Below are 18,728 nucleotides of genomic sequence, written 5' to 3'. Positions count from 1 at the left end.
ATGACCGCGATGCCGCGGTACCGCACCGACCCGAGTCCCCAGGCGCTGGCCACCCGCCTGCGCGCGTTGCGCAAAGCCGGAGTTCCGGTGGCGTGCGGCGTCTACGCCGGTCTCTCCACGCCCGTCGCCTCGTCGGCGTTGCACGCCCGCATCACCCACGCCGCGGCGCAGGCGTTCGTGACGAGCCGGGCGGCGGAGGTGCCCCGCTTCGAAGCTCCGCCGTCAGCCCAGTTGCGCCTGCTCACGGCCGCGAGCTGGGGTCGTCTGGACGCCGTCGGCCCGGACACGACCACGTTCCCGGTCGACCTGGCCTCCGAACTCTGGTGGCGCGTGCACGCCCGGATCCAGGGCACGCTGCGCCCGCACGACCAGCGGGTGGCCTGCGACCTGTTGCTGCGCCTGGGATATCCGCACTCCGCGGCCGCGGTGATCGGCCTGACCGTGATCGACCCGCGCAAGCAGGTCCTCTCACCGGACTTCGCCCTCGAACAGCTGGCCGTCCTGCGTTGCCACCTCCCGTCCTCCGCCGTCGAGGCGATGGCGTTGCGCGGAGCCCGGTCCGGCCTGCCGGCCGAGACCCGCCGCGACCTCGCCCTGTTCGTCGTCTTCCGCAACGCCGCCCGCGGCGCCGACTCGACGTCGTTGCAGGCTGCCGCCGCCCTGGCGACCAAGGCCTCCTCCGAACTCCCGCACCACGGCTTCGCCGCCGCACTGCACCGGGCCCGCCTGCACCGCGCGCTGGCCGCGGTGCCGTTCGTGCGCCGCGACATCGCCGAGACCCACCGCCTGCTCGGCCGGGCGCTGGAGTCCCTGACCGCCATCAAGCCCGCCGCCGACCAGACCGGCCTGGACCGGCTGGCGTGGGCCGACGAGGCGTACGCCCTGCACTCGTTCCTCGCGCGCACCCACCTCACCGTGGGCCTGAGCCAGCGAGCCCTCGGCCACACCGACGAACTCATCGCGCTCAGCCCGGGCGACGACAGGACGTGGGCGTCGCGCGGAGACGCCCTGGCCGCGTGCGGACAGTTCGAAGCCGCCCTCGACGCCTACGGCCGCGGGATCGCGCTCGGTGGCTGGGGTGCCGCCCGCGCCGCGTACCTGCGCGGGTTCGTGCTGGAACGGCTCGGGCGCGTGGCCGAGGCCGCCGAGGACTACGTGCTCTCCCAGCGGATCGACCCCACCTCGTCCGTCGTGGCGGGGCCGATCGCACCGGAAGGGGTCGGGCGAGGTCTCGTCAGCGCGCGTCGGCCGTGACCAGCAATCGCAGGTGAGCCCGCAGCCAGGTGGCCGCGGCCGGACCGTCGGCGAACGCCGTCACGTGCGCCGCCGAGGTCTTGAGGCCCGCCCCCTGCAGGTGGGCGCCGGCCTCCCGGACGCGGCTGAGCAGGCTGTCCGTCAGGTGGTCGAGGCCCCGGTGCGCCACCTCGGCCAGCACCGCCAGGGCGCTGTCCACCGCGGCGCTCAACGGATCCGCCGTGGTGAGGCCCGGCGCCAGCGGTTGCGGTGTCGTGTCCTTCGCCAGGTCCAGCACGACCACGCCGGTCCCGGTCCGGACGGCCAGCGGATCGACGACGAGCGTGCCCCGGTGGCGGCGGACACTGCCGGTGATCGTGGTCGGTCCGGCGCGCAGAGCCGTGGTCAGCGCGTCGAGGGCGTGCGGGGCGACGGCCCGGTGGGTCGCCACCAGCGCGCACGTCCTGCCCGTGGGGGAGTGGAGCGTGGCGGTGAGGCGCTGGGCGGCCGGGTCGTAGGCCAGGTCGGTCACCTCGGCCACCCGGACCGCGCGGACCAGTTCCGCCTCGACCCGCGCGCGGACCTGACGTGGTGGCAGGTGGGCCAGGTGGGCGGCGGCCTCGTCGTAGTCGTCGACCACCAGGGCCTGGGGGAGGTGGTCCCAGGCCGTGCCGACCGGGGTGATCGAGGTCTTGGCGACCCTGCTGGTCTTCAGCGTCACCGCCCGGCTCGCGCTGCGGCTCGCGGACTCCGACACCACGTTCGCCGCCGCCAGCTTCTGGCCGGTGCGCAGGGGCGTGTCGCGCTGGACCAGCACGACGTCGCCCGAGGCGAAGTAGACGTCGGCTGTGTTCTCGGTGCGCAGGCGGGCGCCCAGAGCGGTGAGGCGGACCCGTTTCAGCGGGGTCTCCGCCGGTTCGTCCGGGCCGAGGACCTCGGCCCGGGGACCGGTGGCCGTGGTCCTGGCGTGGAGTTCGGACAGCAGGGCCGCGAACTGCTCGGCCTCGTAGTCGGCGCTCCGGGCGCGGTAGGCGGCCAGCTGGGCCAGCAGGTCGGTGATCACGGCGGCCGGCCAGTGCAGGCGTTGCGCGGTGAGGTCGCGGTGCAGGCGTTGCCACGCCACGTCGAGCACCTCGCTCGCGTTCGTGGCGCCGTCGAGCAGGAGCTGGTCCAGCAGGTCGGTCACCGCGGTGAGGTCCGACGCCGTGGTGGGAGAACCACCGACGTCGACCGTGTCGGTGCCCTGCGCGTCCGCTTCCTGGAACGCCCACACGGCCAGTGCGGTGGCCTCGTCCTTGTTGATCGCGTCCGTGTGGACGTAGGCGAGATCGCCGGGCACCAGGAACGTGACGGTGCAGGTGGGCAGTTCCGCCTGCGCGGTCTGGTCCTCCTGGGTCGGGCGGCGCAGTTTTGCCCGGTAGCCCGCCTGGAAGGCCCGGCGGGCGCGGCGCAGGGTGCGTTCGCCCATCAACGCGGCCAGGTCGGCGTCGGTCACCGCACCCGGCGACCACAGTTCTGTCGGCGCGCTTGATTCTCCGGTGCGTTGGTAGGCGAGGACCACGGCAATGCGGTGACGGCACACTCCGGTGGCGCCGCAACTGCACTGGGCCGCGTCCAGCGCGGTGGCCGGGGGCAAGGTCGTGGTGGTGCCGTCGGGGAACTTGCCCTGGACCGCACCGGACGGGTCGGTGTCGAGCGCCGGGACGACGCCCGCGTCCAGTTCCTTGACGGCGCGTTTCACCAGGCCCCGGTTGGCGAGCGCCGCCAGCGCGTCCGGGGTCAGTGCCAGCAGATCGGGTCTGGTCACCTGAGCTTCTCCGCAACGAATTCCGCCAGCTGTCCCGGGGTCATCGCGCCCACGTGGGCGCCGACGTTCGCGAGCCGCTGGCCCAGTGCCCGGTCGTAGTCCGGGTTCGCCTCGTCGTCGAGCGCCGCGAGGCACAGCACGTGGGTTCCCTGTTCGCACAGGTTCTTCACGGTGCGCACCAGGTTCGCCTCGCTGCCGCCCTCGTAGAAGTCGCTGATGAGCGCGACGATCGAGCGACGCGGGCTGTCGACGAGGTTCGCGCCGTACGCGACGGCCTTCGCGATGTCGGTGCCGCCGCCCAGCTGCACCTTCATCAGCAGCTCGACCGGGTCCGTCACGTCCGAGGTCAGGTCGACCACGTTGGTGTCGAACGCGACCAGGTGCGTCTTCAGGCCCGGCAGGCCCCACAGGCAGGCCGCCGTGACCGCGGAATGGATCACCGAGCTGGTCATCGAGCCCGACTGGTCCACCAGCAGGATCACCTGCCACTGCTCGAGGTGCCGCTTGGTGCGCGACACGAACTTCGGGTGCTCGATCGCGAGCCTGCGCTGCTCCGGTTGGTAGCGCTGGAGGTTCGCCTTGATCGTCGAGCGGAAGTCGAAGTTGCGCGAGTTCTTGTGGATGCTCGGGCGCCTCGACTTCGTGCCGCTGAACGCCGTGCGCACCTCCGTCTTCAGCTTCTCCATCAGCTGCTTCACGACCGCTTCGACGATCTTGCGCGCCAGTGCGAGCACGGCCGGGTTCATCAGGTGCTTGGTCCGCAGCACCGCGCGCAGCAGGGCCGGGTTCGGCTCGATCCGTTGCAGCACTTCGGGATCGGTGACGACGTCGGTGATCTCGTAGCGTTCGACGGCGTCGCGCTCCAGGCGTTCGATCGTCTCGCGCGGGAAGAGCCGGTGCACCTCGTCGAGCCAGTCGACGGTCTGCAGCACCGAGTCCTCGGTGCCGCCGCTCTTGCGCACACCGCGTTCGGCCAGCTCGGGATCACGCCCGTAGAGCCACTCCAGCGCGGAGTCCCGCCGGGCGGCCTCGCCCTGCAGGCCGCCGGTGCAGCGCGACGCGGGTTCGCCGAGGATCAGCCGCCAGCGTTCCAGGTCCGTCATGCCAGGCCGCCCTTCACCAGCAACGCGTCCACGCGCTTCTCGATCGCCATCGCCTCCGCCACGACCACCGGGTCGACGTTCAGCCGGGTGACGCCCCGCGCGCTGCCCTCCACGCCGCGGTGGGCGAGGACGGTGGACGCGATCGTCTCCCTTTCCCTGGGCGGGAAGTAGCTGAACGCGAGCCGCAACGCCGGGAGCGCCACCAGGAACTCGTCCTCGTTCATCGCGCTGACGAGTTCGTCCAGCACCCCGACCAGGTCGGGGCTCGCCAGCACCTCCTCGCGCGCCACCGCGAACAACCCGGCGAGCCAGTCGCCGAGCGCGTCGACCGCCCGCACCTTGCGCACGTCCGGCTGACTGCCGAGCGTCCAGGCCAGCCCGAGCGCCGCGCCCCGCAGGTCCGGTGGTGCCTGCGCGTCATCGCTCACCCTCGTCGCGACGCCCGTGACGTCCACGACGTCCAGCGACAGCGCCGATCTCGCGTGCAGCACGGCGTCCCTGGTCGCGGCCATCGCCTTGAGCCGGTGCGGATCGGCCGGTGCCGGACCGCCGTGCAGGCCCTCGACCAGCCACAGCACGCGTGCCGTGCCCGCGTCGATCACCGAGCCCAGCAACGGGTCCCGCCTCGTGCCGAACAGCCTGTCGTGCCGCCACAACCCGAGCACACCGCTGAGCACGTGGCCCAGCGCCGCCAGGTCACCGGTCGCGCGGACGCCCTCGTTGAGCGACTGCTGGACCTTGCCGGACAACGCGGAGATCCCGCACAGCACCGCGTCGAACAGGATCGCGGCGAGCTGTTCCAGGTGCGCGTCGCGCGACCGGCGTTCCAGCACCGCCCCGGCCGCCTCCTCCAGCGTGGCACCGTTCTCGGCGGCCTCGATCAACGCCGCGAGCCGTTCCTCCACCGGGCGCAGCGTCCACTGCTCGTCCAGCTTCAGCTCGGTGCCCTCGGACGGCCCGCTCGTGCGCTCGAAGCCCGGGATCCCCAGCACCCGCAGGCGGTGCAGGATCCGGCTGCGTTCCAGCTGCCCCGCGTCGGTGAGGTCGAGCGCGACCTTGCCCTCCTGGTCGAGCCCGTGCGTGCGCAGCAACTCCTGCACGGCGTTGACCAGCGGCGGCGCCGGGGTGCTCGCGTGCAGCCGCCCGACCTTGTCGCCCCGCAACGCCCCGATCATCTCGAGCAACGCCGGGTGCGCGCCCGGCTGGAGCGTGCCGCGCCGCGTCCACGGCGGCGGCTGCGTCAGGTCCTCGGAGATCAACGCGCTGGTCAGCCCGTCGAGCACGTCGGTGCGCGCCGGGACCTCGTGCCCGCGCAACCGCGCCAGCGCCCCGGCCTGCGTGTGCGCGGCGATCAGGTCCGCCGTCGACACCGGCTGCTTGCGCCCGCGCAGCCTCGTCGCGACCGACTCGACGAGCCAGTCAGCCGCGCGCTGCGCCCCGTTCTCCCAGACCTGCTGGTAGTAACCGGGGGACGGCATGCCCGACTGGTAGCCGGTGAAGGCGTCCAGCCGTGCGTGCGAGTACGGCACGAGGTAGCTCGCGCCCCGTTCGCGTTCCGGCACCTCTGGCCACTCGGTGCCGCCGTCGAGCTGGGCCTTGAGCGCGGCGGTGTGGAAGCCGCCGGTGATCACGACGACGGGCCGGTCGCCCGCGTCCGCGACCGCCGCCCGCACCCAGCGCGCCATGTACTCCTCGCGCGCCGAGTCGCCCTCGTCCGCCTGCGCGGTGCCGCGCAGCAGGTCGAAGTACTCGGCCATGCCCCTGGGCGCGGCCTCGGACTCGAAGAGGTGGTCCCACAGCACGTCGACGTTGTCGACCGCGAACTCCGCGCACAGCCGGTCGACGACCTCGGTGTAGCGCAGCTCGGCGTCGGCGTACCTGTTGCTGACGTCGCGGAACGCCTCGTGCCACGCGGGCAGGTCGATGAACCTGACCTCGGCGCCGACCCGGCGTGCCTCGGTGATCGCCACCCACTCCGGCGAGTAGTCGCAGAACGGCGACCACGACGCGTGCTGGTCGGAGTAGCTGAACAACGCGACGGGCAGCTCGTGCCCCAGCAGCAGCTCGTCGATGCGCTCGTTGAAGTCGGCGGGACCCTCGACGAGCACGTACGCCGGCCGCTGCTCGTCGATCGTGGCGGCGACCAGCCGGGCACAGGCGGGACTGTGGTGCCGGACGCCGACGAACACGGCCCCCATCAGCCGGGCAGCAGGTGCCGGGCGCGGTGCAGCTCCTGCCACTGCTTGCCCTTGCGCCGCGACGCGTGCTGCTCCAGATAGCGGCGCAACCGCGCCAGGTCCTCCGCGTTGTCCTTCGCCGCCGTGCCCGCGAGGCACTCCACGACGTCCGCCGCCGAGCCCACCTCACCGCGCAGGAACCAGCCGCGCAGCCCGACCGCGTGCGCGACCGACACCGCCTCGGCCGTGCTCATCACCGTGGTGAGCCGGTCGCCGCCCTCGCGCAGGTCGCGGAACGTGCGCACCAGCACCTCCAGCACGTCCCGCTTCGGCGCGAGCTCCACCCCGGACTTCGCCAGCAGCTTCGCCGCCTCCTGCTCGACCAGCGCCAGTTCGGTGTCGAAGTCGGCGATCGGGAAGACCGTCTCGAAGTTGAACCGCCGCTTGAGCGCGGCGCTCATCTCGTTGACGCCCCGGTCGCGCGTGTTCGCCGTGGCGATCACGTTGAACCCGTCCTGCGCGAACACCATGCCGTCCGGGCCGTTGAGCTCACCGATCGCCATCACCCGGTCCGACAGCATCGACAGCATGCAGTCCTGGACCTCGAGCGGGCAGCGGGTGATCTCCTCGAACCGCACGATCTTGCCCTCGGCCATGCCCCGCAGCATCGGCGCCGGCACGAGCGAGCGCGGTGACGGCCCCTCGGCCACCAGCAGCGCGTAGTTCCACGAGTACTTGATCTGGTCCTCGGTCGTGGCCGCGCCGCCCTGGATCGTCAGCGTCGACTCGCCGCACACCGCCGCCGCGATCAGCTCGGACAGCAACGACTTCGCCGTGCCCGGCTCGCCGACCAGCATCAGGCCGCGGCTGGTCGCGAGCGTCACCAGCGCCCGGTCCACCAGGGACGGATCGCCCACGAACTTCTTGCTGATCCCGGCTTTCTCGTCCCCCACCACGAACTTGCGCGCGGCTTCGAGGCTCAACGCCCAGCCCGGCGGCCTGGGTGCCTTGTCACGCTCGCGCAGGCGCGCGAGCTCGTCGGCGTAGCGGACCTCGGCGGGAGGGCGCTGCATCGTCTGCGTGCTGGTCATGACTGCAAGGACTCCAGTTCGGAGAGGAGCTCGGAGAGGGTGATCGGGTCGACCGGGAGGGAGTCCGGCGCGTCCTTGGGCGCGGACCACGTGCCGTACCCGTTGGGGGAGAACCACATGTCGCTGAACCCGACCTCGGGGAACACGTCCATGGCGCCCACCGCGATGCCGGGTTCCAGCGACGCGACGAGCGCGCCACCGGCCGGGAACGGCCGGGTCATCCAGCACTCGACGCCCGCGTCCTGCGGGGCGCCGCGCACCCAGCCCCGTTTGGTGAGGCCGAGGAGCTTGCCGATCGGGTACGGGGTGCCGCAGGACTTCTTCAGCAGCGGCAGCAGCGCCTCCTCCTCGGGCACCAGGTGGACCGGGCGGCCGAGCTGGGGGAACGGCTGCAGGATCTCGTAGTCCGCGAACACCTCGCCCCACGCCGCGGCGGTGCCGTCGCCGTGCAGGTCGACCGCGTGGGCGACGCGGACCGTCGCACTTTCTGGCAGCGTGAACTCATCGTCGTTCGCGTCGGCGAGCGTGCGGTCCTCGGCCAGGCGGAACGAACCGCCTCCGTCCGTGATCCACACCAGCCGCCGAACCAGGTGCCACAGCAGCGGGTGCGCGGCGAGGACCGTCTGGAACTCCTCCGCCGACCACGTGCGCTGGTCGACCATGGCCCGTTCGAGGCGCTGGATCTGGTCGGCCGCGACCGTCCGGACGTCCTTCTTGAGCGCGGCGAAGCGCTTGTGCTCCAGCGGTGCCTGGTCCGCGTCGTCCTTCACGCCCGGCTTCGGCAGGTCCTTGCGGCGCTTGCCGTCCGCGTCCAGCACGAAGGGCTTGAGCTGCTCGTCGAACCCGACGGTGAACCGGCGCGGGCCGTAGTCGATCACCAGCGTCGCCGCGTCGTCGAGGCCGAGGCGCGGGACGAGCCGGTCGGAGAGCTGGTCGCGGGACAGCCCGAGCTCGGCCGCGATCTGCGCGACCTTCTCCTGCGCCCTGGTCTTGAGGCCCTTGAACGGCACCTTCTCGGCGATGCTGTTGAGGTGCGACAGCGCCACCTCGGTGCCGATCTCGGCGAGCACGTCGAGCCCCGAGACGGCCCTCGCGTGCTGGCTCTCACCGGGCCAGTTGCGGATCAGCGGTGAGAGCCTGCGGACGGTCTCGTCGTCGCCGAACCAGCCGAGCGCGGCGAGCGCCCAGTTCTCCTTCGACGGCGCGCCACCCTGCTCCCACGCCTTGAACGCGGCCCACGCGAACTCGGCGAGACTCGCGGGGTCGAGCGCCTCGCGGACGATCGGCAACCCGGCGTAGAGCTCACCGGGCTTGGACAACGCGGCGGTCATCAGCAGGTGGCTCGTCGCCTCCGCCGGCAACGCGTGCCTGCGGTCCGCGAGGAGGACCTGCGGCAGCAGCCGGGTGTCCGCCCACTCACCGATCACCGGCAGCTTCGCGGGCAGCAGGTCGACCGGGTCGACCGACAGCACCACGTCGATCGCTGCCTCGGCGCCGCACTGTCTCGCGACGGCCGCCACGTCGACCCCGACGTTGTTGTGCAGGTGCCGCAGCGCAGCCTCGGCGTTGCGGCGCGCAACGCCCGCCTTGCCCGACGCGGCGGGGATCAGCAGCCGCGCGGCCTGCTCGCGGTGCCGGGCGAGCCACTCGACACCCCAGCGACGCGCCTGCTTGGTGCGGGCGAACCAGTCGGCCATCTGCGTGGCGACCTCGCCCGTGACGAACGGCATCAGCACCCCACCGCTGCCCGCGGGCGCGCCCTGCACGTGCTTGACGAGCGCCGGCGCGGCGTCGGCACCGAACCGGGCGGCGATGTTCCTGCCCCAGTCCTCGACGCCGTAGCTGTAGTTGGGCGTCCAGTCCCGCACCAGGTGCCACACCTCGTCGTCCGGCGCGAGCAGGAACAGGTCGTTGTCGTAGTAGCCGATCGTGCCGGCCTCGTACTCCTTGAGGAGCTTGCGCCAGTCGTGGTGGTCCTGCAGCCACTCCGCACCGGCCTTGAGCCACTCCTCCCGCTCACCCGGCAGCCACGACACCGCGTCCTCCGGCATCGGGACGTCCGGCAGCACCACGGGCTTCACCGGCTTCTTGCGGTGCAACCACGGCGGTGTGGCGAGCAGGGGCGGGACCTGCTCGGGAGACGCCTCCGGCAGCACCGCCGGGCCGGACGCGGCGATCAGCTCGGCCACGTCTGCCGGCACCTCGAGGTGAGGGTTCGACGTGAGGTGCGCCTGGAGCAACGTGCGGACGTCCTTGTCCTGCACCCTTGCCGCCATCAGCCGCGCCGCCCGCCGCGGGAACGCCGCCATCGCCTGGATGACCGCGGGCCGCACGAACTTCCCGTCCAGCCGGTCGAGCAGGATCGTGAACGCCTCGTCGGTCGGCAGCGCCGCCAGCACCTTCAACGCCTGCTTGCGCCCGTCCACGCGCTGGTAGTACCTGTCGCCGTCGAGCTCCGCCGCGAGCATCGGCGCGACGGCCGGACCCAGCACGTACACCGCCGTGTACAGCAGGCCCGCCGACATCGTGATGGACTCGCCGGCCTTCTCGAAGTCCTCGACGCTGCGCGCGCTGCTCGGCAGCATCCACCACCGGCTGGGCGAGTAGTTCTGCTTGCGGTACTGCGTGAACCAGTCGGCGCGCTCGGGCATCAGGTACGCCCGCAGCTCCTTCTCCTGCTTCGACCCGTCGAGCTCCTCCAGCGCGGCCTCGGCGGCCTTGCGCTCGGCCTCCTCCGCTGTCGCGATCGCGTACCGGACAGCCGTCAGCAGCTGGCCCTCCGGGTCGGACAGCGACGTGCGGAAGCCGTCGGTCTCGTACTGCAGGCAGACGCCGGTCCACTTGCCGCGCTTCTGGTTCCACTGCTCGGAGAACGTGAGACCCATGAGCTGCACCGCCGCGGTCGCTGCGAACGGCAGGCCGTGGTCGGCGATCCAGGCGTGGACGGCCGGTGCGCCGGGCTTGATCACGGCGGCGATGGCGGCGGCGCCCAGCGGGTTGGGCTCCGAGTCGAGGTGCGCGCGGGCGGCGGCGACCAGTTCGGGCTTGGAGCCCTTGACGGTGAGGGCTCGCTCGATGGTCTCGGCCTGGTCGGCGATCTGCCGGCGGGCCTGGGCGGCCTTGGCGGGGTCGACCTCGAACTCGGGGGCCGGGGTGAAGCCGCGCTGGCGGACGACGTCGCGCAGCCAGGCCTTCGGCATGGTCCAGGTGTCCTCGTCGAGGACGGGAGCCGGGGTGGGCGCTGCTGCGGAGGAGGGGGAGAGGGAGGTGGTGGGGCCTGAGATGGCTGTTGCGCTGGCGCCGGACGAGCCAGCTGCTGCTGACGAGGTGGCGGTGGGGCCGGAGGTGGTGAGGCCGGAGGTGGCTGCTGCGCCGGCGCCGGACGAGTCAGCGGCGGCTGCTGCTGCAGGCGAGAAGGCGGCGGGCGAGGTGGCGGCGGGCGAGGTGGCGGCGGGGCCGGAGGTGGCGGCTGCGGCTGCGGCGGCGGTGGTGGCGGTGGCTGGGTCAGAAGGGGCGGCAGGCGTGATGCCTGCGGGCGTGGCGGCGGAGGCCAGGCCGATCGAGGCAGCGCTGGACGAGGCAGCGCTGGACGAGGCAGCGCTGGACGAGGCAGCGCTGGTCGAGGTGGCGGGCGTCGCGGGGGTGCCCGTCTGCGGTCTGTAGCCCTTCTTCTCCTTTTCCACCACCAGTTTGGCCACGTGGGCGCCGGCCGCCTCGGCCGAGGTCAGCTCCTTCGTCTGGGTCTGACCGGAAGCGCCCAGCCGTCCGAACCGGACGGTCACCGTCGTGCCGTCCTGCTCGATCTCCCAGAACTTCGCGGAGCCGCCCGCGACGAGTTCCCACCTGCGCACTGCTGTACCTCCTGGGGCCACACAAGGGAGTTGGTGTTGTGCACTGGACGTTACCCAGGGGGTCTGACAATTCTTCAGGGTCAGACCCCCTGAGTCGCCCGCTACTGCTGGAGTGATTCCAGTTCGGACAGGACTTCCGAGGCCGTGATGGCGTCGGCGGTGACGGCGGTGGGCTTGTCGCCGCGGACGGAGCTCCAGTAGCCGTGGCCCGTGCTGGAGAACCAGAGCTCGGTGAACTTCACCTCCGGGAAGACGTCGATCGCGCCCACCGCGATGCCGGGGTCGAGGGAGGCGACCAGGGCGCCTCCCGCCGGCAGGGGGCGGGTGATCCAGCACTCGACGCCGCCGTCCTGCGGTTCGCCGCGGACCCAGCCCTTCTTGGTGAGGCTGAGGATCTTGCCGATCGGGTGGTCGACGTCGCAGTACTTCTTCAGATGGGTCAGCAGGTCCTCGTCCTGGGGGACGAGGTGGAGCGGGCGGCCCAGTTGCGGGAACGGCTGGAGGACCTCGTAGTCGGCGAAGACCTCACCCCACGTCTCCAGGTCTGCCTGGAGGTCGACCGGGTGGGCCACGCGGACCGTCGTGTCGGCGGGGAGGGTGTACTCGTCGTCGTTCGCGTCGGCGAGCGTGCGGTCTTCGGCCAAGCGGAAGGTGCCGCCCTCGGCGGTGATCCAGACCAGGCGGCGGACGATGTGCCAGAGCAGCGGGTGTCCGGCCAGGACGGTGTGGAACTCCTCAGTGGTCCAGGTGCGCTGGTCGACCATGGCGCGTTCGAGGCGGTGGATCTGGTCCGCCGCCACGGCTCGGACGTCCTTCTTGAGGGCGGCGAAGCGCTTGTGCTCCTGCGGGGCCCGGTCCTGGTCGTCCTTGGCGCCCGGCTTCGGGAGGTCCTTGCGGCGCTTGCCGTCCGGGTCCTGGACGTAGGGCTTGAGCTGTTCGTCGAAGCCGACGGTGAACTGGCGGGGACCGTAGTCGATGACCAGGGTGGCGGCGTCGTCGAGGCCCAGGCGGGGGACCAGGCGGTCGGCGAGCTGGTCGCGGGAGAGGCCGAGTTCGTCGGCGATCTGGGTGACCTTCTCCTGGGCCTTCGTCTTGAGGCCCTTGAACTTCACCTTCTCCGCGATGCTGTTCAGGTGCGCCAGCGCGACCTCGGTGCCGATGTCGGCCAGGACGTCGAGGCCCGTCACGGCCCTGGTGTGCTGGCTCTCGCCGGGCCAGTTGCGGATCAGCGGCGAGAGCCTGCGGACGGTCTCGTCGTCGCCGAACCAACCGAGGGCGCTGAGCGCCCAGCCTTCCTTCGACGGGGCGCCGACCTCCTGCCAGCGCTGGAACAACGCCCACGCGAACTCGGCGAGGGAGTCGGGGTCCAGTGCCTCGCGGGCGGTGGTCAGCCCGGCGTAGACGTCGCCGGGCTTGGACAGCGCGGCCGTCATGACGAGGCTGCGGGTGGCATCCGCCGGCAGGGCCTGCTTGCGGTCGCGCAACAGGACCTGGGGCAGGTGGCGGGTGTCCGTCCAGTCGCCGAGGACCGGCATCCTGGCGGGCAGCACGTCCACCGGGTCGATGGCGAGGAAGGCGCGCACGGCGTCTGCGGCGGCCTTGCTGGGAGCTGCCGCCACCACGTCGACACCGAGGGCCTGCAGGTGGCGGAGCGCGGTCTCGGCGTTGCGGCGGGCGGCACCCGGCTTGCCCACCGCGGCGGGGACGAGCAGGCGCGCCGCCTGTTCGCGGTGGCGGCCGAGCCAGCCGATCGCGATCTTGCGGACCTGCTTGAGGCGCACCAGCCAGTCGGCCATCAGCGCGGCCACCTCGGGCGTCGCGTACGGCGCCACGACGACGGCGGCGGCCGAGTTACGTTCCACGATCTTGAGCAGCGGCGGCAACGCGTCGAACCCGAACTTCGACGACAGGCGCTTGCCGACGGTCTCGGCGCTCCAGCCCAGGTTGGGCGTCCAGTCCGCGAGCAGGTGCCGCACCTCCTCCTCGGGCGCGCCGATGAGCAGGTCCGCCATGCGGTAGCCGATCCGGCCGACCTTGAACTCCGCCAGCCAGTGCTGCCACGTCTTGTAGGGGTGCGTGTCCCAGTGGCCGTCCTTCAGCCACTCCTCGCGCTCACCCGGCAGCCACGTGATCGACGCGGCGGGCACGGGCACGTCCGGCACCACCACCGGCTTGGGCTGCGGCTTGCGGTCCACCCACGGCGGCGAGGCCAGCACCTGCGGCAGTGCCTCCCGCGGCGCGTCCGGCACGGTGACCGTCTCGACCGCGACGAAGCCCTCAGGAGCTTCGAGGTGCGGGAACGTCTTCAGGTGCACGGTGAGCAGCCGGCGCAGTTCGGCGTTGGTCGCGCGTTCGCCGAGGAGCCGCGCCGCACGGGCCGGGAAGGCCGCCATCATGGTCAGCAACGCGGGCCGCACGTACTTGCCGTCGAGCCGGTCGAGCACGATCGTGAACGCCTCGTCGGTCGGCAATGCCGCGAGCACCTTCAGCGCTTGCTTGCGGCTGTCCGCCAGTTGGTGCTGCCCGTCGAGTTCGGCGGCGAGCAACGGCGCGATCGACGGGCCCAGCACGTAGAGCGCCGTGTGGAGGATCGCCGTGCTGTGGGCCAGCGAGGCGCCGGACGTCTCGAACTCCTCGTAGGTGCTGGCGCTCAGCGGAAGCATCCACCAGCGCGTGCCCGTGTGTGGTGTCGGGCACGCGTCCTGGAACCAGCCGGGCCTGCCGGGCAACAGGTAGGCGCGCACCAGCTTCGCGTTCTGCTCGTCGAGGTCGCCGAGCCTCGCCAGGACGGCCTCGGCGGCGTCGCGCTCGTCGTCGGGGGCGAGGGCGAGGGCGTACCGGACGGTCTTGAGCATCTTGGCTTCCACATCCCCCTGGATGATGTGGAAGTAGCCGCCGCGCCACGTCAGACGCTCGGGGCCGTGCGTGCTCTGCTTCGGAAGCCAGGTCGGGCCGGACAGCAGCCGCATGTACTCGACGGTGGCCTCCGTCGCGAAGACCAGGCCGTGGTCGGCGATCCAGGCGTGCACGGACTGCTCGCCGGTGCCGATCATGGCGGCGACGGCTGCTGCGCCCTGCGGGTTCGGCGAGCCCGCCAGGTGGGCGCGGGTGGCGTCGACGATGTCGGCGTCGGACTCCGGTTCGGACAGGATCCGCTCGATGGTCGTGTCCTGCTGCTTGCCTTGGCGGCGGCGGGCTTCCTCGGCCAGGTCCGGGTCGACGGCGAACTCGGGGGCGGGGTGGAAGCCGCGTTGGCGGGTGACGTCGCGGAGCCACGCCTTGGGCATGGTCCAGGTGTCTTCGTCGGGGGACGGGGTGGCGGCGGGTCCGGTGGAGGCGAGGGTGGAGGGCTGCTCGGTGGTGGGCCCTGTGGGCTGCGCGGCGGCGGGACCAGCGGCGGCCGGTGCGGAGGCGGGACCGGCGGTGGGGAGGTTGGTGGGCTGCTCGGGGGTGGAGAGGCCGGCGGCGGGGAGCTCAGCGGCGGCGGGACCGGTGGTGGGAACGCCTGCGGCGGCCGGCTCGGAGGTGGGACCGGCTGTGACGAGACCCGCGGTGGGGCCGGTGGAGGGACTGGCGGTGAGGAGAACGGCGGTGGGACTGGCTGCGGGGTCGGCGGTGGCCTGGGAGGCGGGGCCGGCGGCAGAGTCGGGAACGGTGGTGGGGTGCGTCGGGGACGCTACCGGCGTGTAGCCCTTCTTCTCCTTTTCCGCCACCAGTTTCGCGACGTGCGCCTGGGCTGCCTCGGGGGTGGCCAGGTCCTTGGTCTGGGTCTGGCCGGCCGTGTTCAGCCGTCCGAAGCGGACGGTGACCGTCGTGCCGTCCTGGTCGATCTCCCAGAACTTCGCCGCGTTGCCCGAGACGAGCTCCCACCTGCGCACTGACTGCTCCCTGCTTCCGGTCCGGGTGTGGCTTCGGCGATGCCGAGCCGGTCTGACGTTGGAGGTCGATCAACCGTTCCCGCGGTCACGCGTGCAGCGATTCGAGTTCTGCGAGGAGTTCGGAGGCGGTCACCTCGTCCACCTCGAACGTGCTGGGCGTGCCTTCTCGCGGGGCGCCCCAGGCGCCTTCGCCGGTGGCGGAGTACCAGAGCTCGCTGAACTTCTGCTCCGGGAACATGTCGACCACGCCCACGGTGATGCCGGGGTCCAGCGTGGCCACCAGGGCGCCGCCGGAGGGCAATGGGCGGGTCATCCACGGTTCGGTGCCGTTGTCCTGGGGCTGGCAGCGCAGCCAGCCTCGTTGGGTGAGGCCCAGGACCCTGCCGACCGGGGCGTCACGGTTGAGGTACGCGTCCAGTTGCGGGAGGACGTCGCCCGGTGCGAACGCGTGGGTGGGGCGGCCCAGTTGGGGGAACGGCTGGAGGAGTTCGTAGTCCGCGAAGAGCCGGCCCCAGGTCTCGAGCGAGCCGTTCAGGTGGACGGGGTGGGCCAGGCGGACGGTGGCGGCCTGCGGGAGGGTGAACTCGTCGTCGTTCTCGTCGGCGAGGGTGGTGTCCTCGGCCAGGCGGAAGGACGTGCCCTCGTCGGTGATCCACACCAGGCGGCGGACCAGGTGGGAGAGCAGCGGGTGTCCGGCCAGGACGGTGTGGAACTCCTCGGCGGTCCACGTGCGCTGGTCGACCATCGACCGTTCGAGGCGGTGGATCTGGTCCGCGGCGATGGAGCGGACGTCCTTCTTGAGCGTCGCGAACCGCTTGTGCTCGGCCGGGGCCAGGGCCTGGTCGTCCTTGACGCCTGGTTTGGGGAGGTCCTTGCGGCGCTTGCCGTCCGGGTCCTGGACGTAGGGCTTGAGCTGTTCGTCGAAGCCGACGGTGAACTGGCGGGGTCCGTAGTCGATGACGAGGGTCGCCGCCTCGTCGAGGCCGAAGCGGGGGACCAGGCGGTCGGAGAGCTGATCGCGGGACAGGCCCAGGGCGGCGGCGATGTCCGTGACCTTCTCCCGGGCCTTCGTCCTGAGGCCCTTGAACTTCACGCGCTCCGCGATGCTGTTGAGCGCGGTCAGCGCCGACTCGCTGCCGATCTGGGCGAGCACGTCGAGGGCCGCCACCGCGCGGGCGTGCTGGGCCTCGCCCGGCCAGAGGCGGATGAGCGGGGTCAGACGGCGCACCGTCTCGTCGTCGCCGAACCAGCCGAGCGCGGCCAGCACCCAGCTGTCCTTCGACGGCGCGTGCACGTCGAGCCAGCGGCCGAACAGCGCCCACGCGAACTCCGCCAGCGACGCTCGGTCGCATCCTTCGACGGCGAGCGGCAGCCCGGGGTAGACAGCGTCCTGTTTGGACAGTGCGGCTGTCGTCAGGAGGTGGTGCGCTGCGGACGCCGGCAGCGCGCCGGAGCCGTCGGCCAGCAGCACCTGCGGCAGTGCTGAGACGTCGGCCCAGGCGGCGATCGGCGGCAGCTTCGCCGGGAGGACGTCGAGGGGGTCGACCTCGATCAGGGTCCGGATCGCCGCGCCCGCCTCGGGGCTGTGCGCGGTGGCGAGGGCGACGACGTCGACGCCGGTCTCCAAATGCAGGTGGCGCAGGGCGGACTCGGCGTTGCGCCGGGCAGGACCGGCCGGACCGAGGGCGGCCGGCAGGAGGAGGTGCGCGGCCCGGTCGCGGTGCCGGGCGAGCCACGAGACGGCGAACGCGCGGGCGGTCTTGAGGCGCACGAGCCAGTCCGCCATCAGAGCCGCTACCTCGGCCGTGGCGTACGGGAGCAGCACCACGCCGGAGACGTGCGGGTTGCTCGCGGCCAGGCGCAGCATGGGTGGCAGGGCGTCCAGTTCGAAGCGGGCCGTGATGCGCCTGCCCCAGCCCTCGCTGCCCCACGTGTCGGCGGGCGTCCAGTCGGCCAGCAGCGGGCGCGCCAGCTCTTCCGGCGCGCTCTCGAACAGACTGTGGTCGTCGCGGGCCGGATAACGGCCCTCGCGCATCTTCGCGGCCAGGGGTTCCCAGTTGCCGTGGCGGGCGGTCCACCACCCCTTCAGCGCGAGCCACTCGTCGCGCTCGCCCGGGAGCCAGGCGAGGGCGGGATCGGGGAGCGGGAGGCCTTGCAGCACAACGGGTTTCGGCTGCGGGCGGCGGTGCAGCCACGGGGGTGCGCTGAGCACCCGGGGCAGTGCGTCGGCCGGTGCGTCCGGGACTCTCGCGGGGATGAGGTCGGCGAGGAGTTCGAGACCGGGGTGGGTGGCGCCGGTGCGGAGTTCGAAGCCGGGGCGGGTGAGCACGTGCGTGCGGAGCAGGTTGCGGACGTCGGCGTCCGCGGCCGCTCGCGGTGCCATCAGGCGCAGGGCCCTGGCGGGGAAGCGTTCGATCGCCGAGACCAGGGCCGGGCGCGCGTTTCGTTCGTGCAGGCGGCTCAACAGCATCAGGAACGCTTCGTCGGTGGGGAGGGCGGACAGCACCTCCAGGGCCAGGCGGCGGTTGTCGCCGCTCCACTCGGCCTTCGCGCGCAGTTCGGCGTCGAGCACTCCGGCCACGTCGGGTCCCAGGACGTACAGCGCCGTGCAGACGCTCGCCGCCGACCAGAGGAGATGACCGTCGGTGAAGTTCCGGAAGTCGTCGAGGGTGGTCGCCGACGCGTGGATCAGCCAGTACGGGCCGCGCGTGGTGTTGGCCTCCGCGAACCAGTCACCGCGGGACGGGGCCAGGAAGGCCCTGGAGGCGTGGACGAACCAGTTCGTGTCCAGCTTCTCCAGTGCTGCCAAGGCTTCCGCGAACGCCGCGTCGTCGGCGGCGGCCAGTGCGGTGCGGAGGTCGATCAGTGCTCTGCCGTCGGGCGAGTCGCTCGAGAGGGAGTGCGGGAGGTACACCATCAGGCCCTGATGGGTGTTGCTCACGGTGCCCAGGTGCACGGTCGCCTCGGTGGCGAACGTGAGGCCGTGGTCCTCGATCCACCAGTGCACCGGGGAGAGCTCGTACGGCCGGCCGATGAGCGAGAGCTGGGTTGCGGCGCCCAGCGGATCGGGGGTGCCCTCGTGGTGCTTTCGCAGGGCCCGCACCAGTTCTGACTCGTGCTTGCCCGACGTCAGGGCTTCTTCGACCTTCGCGGTGTTCGCCGCAGCGTGGTCGCGCATCCGTTGTGCCTGGACCGAGTCGACGGTGAACTCCGGCCGGGGGCGGACGTCGCGTCTGCGGTAGACCTGGGCCAGCCACTCGGCCGGCATGATCCACGTGTCCTCGTCGGGGGGTGACGGGGGACCGGCGGGTGAGGCTGTGGGGACCGCGGAGGCTGTGACGGCCTGGTAGCCCTTCTTCTCCTTCTCGGCCACCAGTTTCGCGACGTGCGCGGTCGCGGCTGCCTCAGAGACCAGCTCCTTGGTCTGGGTCTGGCCGGCGGTGCCCAACCGTCCGAAGCGGACGGTCACCGAGCCGGCGCTCCGGGTCACTTCCCAGAACTTGGCCGAGCCACCCGAGACCAGCTCCCACCTGCCCACCGCGAGACCCCCTGAGTTCGATCCGGAACCGATGTCCAGGACCGTACCCA

8 protein-coding genes are annotated in these 18,728 nt (G+C 72.2%); 1 reads left to right on the top strand and 7 read right to left on the bottom strand.

The features are described from left to right. Window positions 1-1,254, top strand: a complete 1,254-nt coding sequence (locus tag QSK25_RS25905) for a hypothetical protein (RefSeq protein ID WP_285641981.1) — start codon at window positions 1-3, stop codon at window positions 1,252-1,254. Here the strand turns inward: QSK25_RS25905 and QSK25_RS25900 are convergent. The 7 genes from QSK25_RS25900 to QSK25_RS25870 form a co-directional block, all read right to left on the bottom strand. Then, on the bottom strand, window positions 1,235-3,040 hold the full coding sequence (locus QSK25_RS25900) for a YehQ family protein (RefSeq protein WP_285641980.1): 1,806 nt from the start codon (window positions 3,038-3,040) through the stop codon (window positions 1,235-1,237). The two genes, QSK25_RS25905 and QSK25_RS25900, sit on opposite strands and share 20 nt — an antisense overlap. Further along, window positions 3,037-4,143 (bottom strand): VWA domain-containing protein, encoded by a 1,107-nt coding sequence (locus QSK25_RS25895; protein WP_285641979.1) that lies wholly within the window; start codon window positions 4,141-4,143, stop codon window positions 3,037-3,039. The genes QSK25_RS25900 and QSK25_RS25895 overlap by 4 nt, the downstream gene beginning before the upstream one ends. Then, complete coding sequence (locus QSK25_RS25890) at window positions 4,140-6,341, bottom strand: DUF5682 family protein (RefSeq protein ID WP_285641977.1); 2,202 nt, start codon at window positions 6,339-6,341, stop codon at window positions 4,140-4,142. The genes QSK25_RS25895 and QSK25_RS25890 overlap by 4 nt, the downstream gene beginning before the upstream one ends. Beyond that, window positions 6,341-7,411, bottom strand: coding sequence for an ATP-binding protein (locus tag QSK25_RS25885; RefSeq protein WP_285641975.1), 1,071 nt, complete (start codon window positions 7,409-7,411; stop codon window positions 6,341-6,343). Before QSK25_RS25885 ends, QSK25_RS25890 begins: the two co-directional genes overlap by 1 nt. Further along, a complete protein-coding gene (locus QSK25_RS25880; RefSeq protein WP_285641974.1) occupies window positions 7,408-11,262 on the bottom strand; it encodes a WGR and DUF4132 domain-containing protein in 3,855 nt (1,284 codons plus the stop codon). The genes QSK25_RS25885 and QSK25_RS25880 overlap by 4 nt, the downstream gene beginning before the upstream one ends. 101 nt (window positions 11,263-11,363) lie before the next feature. Continuing rightward, window positions 11,364-15,140 (bottom strand): DUF4132 domain-containing protein, encoded by a 3,777-nt coding sequence (locus QSK25_RS25875; protein WP_285641973.1) that lies wholly within the window; start codon window positions 15,138-15,140, stop codon window positions 11,364-11,366. Window positions 15,141-15,225: 85 nt separating this feature from the next. Beyond that, window positions 15,226-18,678, bottom strand: coding sequence for a DUF4132 domain-containing protein (locus QSK25_RS25870; protein ID WP_285641972.1), 3,453 nt, complete (start codon window positions 18,676-18,678; stop codon window positions 15,226-15,228). Between the last annotated feature and the right edge of the window lie 50 nt (window positions 18,679-18,728).

It is taken from the genome of Lentzea sp. NBRC 102530 (assembly GCF_030269365.1).
In the GTDB taxonomy this organism is placed as follows: Bacteria; Actinomycetota; Actinomycetes; order Mycobacteriales; family Pseudonocardiaceae; genus Lentzea.
This window is presented reverse-complemented; position numbering and strand designations above follow the sequence as displayed.

Bases quoted from the DNA above. Each gene is read 5' to 3' on its own strand.
- QSK25_RS25905 (WP_285641981.1), top strand. From the start codon at position 1: ATGACCGCGATGCCGCGGTACCGCACCGACCCGAGTCCCCAGGCGCTG.
- QSK25_RS25895 (WP_285641979.1), bottom strand. From the start codon at position 4,143: ATGACGGACCTGGAACGCTGGCGGCTGATCCTCGGCGAACCCGCGTCG.
- QSK25_RS25890 (WP_285641977.1), bottom strand. From the start codon at position 6,341: ATGGGGGCCGTGTTCGTCGGCGTCCGGCACCACAGTCCCGCCTGTGCC.
- QSK25_RS25885 (WP_285641975.1), bottom strand. From the start codon at position 7,411: ATGACCAGCACGCAGACGATGCAGCGCCCTCCCGCCGAGGTCCGCTAC.